This is a genomic window from Methanospirillum lacunae (genome assembly GCF_003173355.1).
Lineage (GTDB): Archaea > Halobacteriota > Methanomicrobia > Methanomicrobiales > Methanospirillaceae > Methanospirillum > Methanospirillum lacunae.
The window spans coordinates 1-2,109 of the sequence record NZ_QGMY01000025.1 but is presented as its reverse complement, the minus strand read 5'-3'; the positions used below and the strand labels follow the sequence as shown (position 1 = coordinate 2,109).

1 protein-coding gene is annotated in these 2,109 nt (G+C 41.5%); it reads right to left on the bottom strand.

Annotation, left to right across the window (positions count from 1 at the left end; genetic code table 11):
• Positions 1-84: 84 nt before the first annotated feature.
• Positions 85-1,572 carry a group II intron reverse transcriptase/maturase gene (ltrA, locus tag DK846_RS17335; RefSeq protein ID WP_109970266.1) on the bottom strand — a complete coding sequence of 496 codons (1,488 nt, stop codon included), beginning with the start codon at positions 1,570-1,572 and terminating at the stop codon, positions 85-87.
• Positions 1,573-2,109: the final 537 nt, after the last annotated feature.

Here is a 2,109-nt window from a genome sequence, read left to right as displayed (position 1 = left end):
TAGTCGAATAGGAAGAAGAGATTACTCTCTTCCCCCCTTCTAAGAACCGTACGTGAACCTTTCAATTCATACGGCTCAAGCACCTTACAACCCGAATTTCGGGCGACAGATAGGAAAGTATGTTAGTTTCACTTGTACGTCTGGGGTTCTTCTCTTCATCCCGTCCACACGGCCGATAAAGTACTCATGATCAAGGTATGGGTTCATTTCAAGTTTAATCATGAAATGTCGCCTGATAGGTGTTTCTGAGAACATCCGTAATCTCTGGTTATCTGTGCAGAATATCCAATTCCTGTTCCCTACTTTTGACCAATACCTTTGAGCAATCCATTTATATCCTTTATCAGAATGCCTTCTTTTGGCCCATTTCCAGAGTTGATTCCAGACAATGTAATCCATCCGATTAAAAGTGTCCTTTGAGGCAATATGTCTGTGATAGTTTGTCCACCCTTTAATAATTGGATTAAGGATTTGGATTACCTGCTCCTGGTTCCAGGCGGCAGCTCTAAGAAGAACTAATCCAATTTTTCGGGTAATCTTCTTCACAGATTCTTTGGACGGTTTCATTAAGAGAACACCCTTATATTTACGGATATTATATCCTAGAAAATCAAATCCATCATTGATGTGAGTGATTTTCGTTTTTGACTCGGATAAAACCAACCCTCTTTCTGACAAAAAACTGCTAATGAGTACTTTCAGTTCTTCAGCAATTTCCATTGTTGGAGCTGTAATCACGAAATCATCAGCATATCTGACAAAATGCACTTTCATCTTAAGATATCTTTGCATGATTATATTTTCCATACCATCTAGGGCCAAGTTAGCAAGAATTGGAGAAATTATCCCTCCTTGTGGTGTGCCTTGGTCAGTTGGAAACAGAGTCTGTTCGTAAAGATATCCAGACTTTAAGAACTGGTTCAGGATTGATGAATCAATCAGAACGTTGTCCTTTAACCATTGATGAGAGATGTTGTCAAAACATCCTTTGATGTCTCCTTCAAGAATCCATTCTGCTCCCGCCTTATGCCTTAGGCAAACAAACAGGTACTGTGATGCATCCTGGGCACTTCGGAATAGTCTGAATCCGAATGACCGAGAATCTGCAAGAGTTTCTGCAACCGGCTGAAGAGCCAGGCCATATAGCGCCTGCATAGCTCGATCGTACATCGTAGGAATTGAAAGAGGTCTTTTAGTATCTTTGCCAGGCTTCGGAATATATATCCGTTTTAATGGCTGAGCTTGGTACTGTTTATCTGAAAGACTCAATGCTGCCAGCATCTTATCTTTCGAAGAAGTCCAAAGTTCACCGTCGATACCGGGGGTTCTCTTGCCACGGTTTTGAGTTACAATTCTAACCGTAAGGAGTTTTGCGGAATATGAATGAGTCAGAAGATACTGAATTCTCTTTGCTAAACCATACTTACCTTCGAAAACTGCCTTTGCAATCCGGGTCTGCAGTCTGTTAACCGTCGCTCTCACAATTTTCCAGTCAATGGAATTCCATTGTTGGGTGAGATTAAGGTCTGTACGTCTCTCGCTCTTTGGCGTCGTTGAATGAAGTACATTCATAGATTTGCCTCCCTTCTATGCCGTAAAGTACCTGCAGCAAGTCAGCACCCTTTTAGGTTGGATAATTTTCCTATCCTATCCATTACAGACAGGCCTTCGCTTTTTGCTGCTTCCTTTCCCGTCTATACCATTAGTTCTTCTCGCGAAGTTCTTACCTTCTTTGAGGAGTATATACGGGTTACCAAGTTTTGATATTCAGATAATTCAGATGTTTTAGGAGCCATCTTTAGACCGGGAATTTTCTGTCCATTCGATATGTTGTTTAGGTTACCAACATATCCTAATTCCATACCTTTTGGTTCAAGCGTCATACAACCAGGTTTCGCTTGTCGGCAATTACGACCCATACGATGATTCAACATATGTTTCTCCATGACATCCTTTCCCTTGCAGATTGACAGGTTCTGGTTACATGTTTTCTCCACGTTGTCCCATAGGCTTCACACCATTCCGTTACCAGAATCGCATGCTATGGTAGGGATATTCCGAACGGATAGAATAGCATTACGCAATCTGAATACCAACCTCTTGTCACAC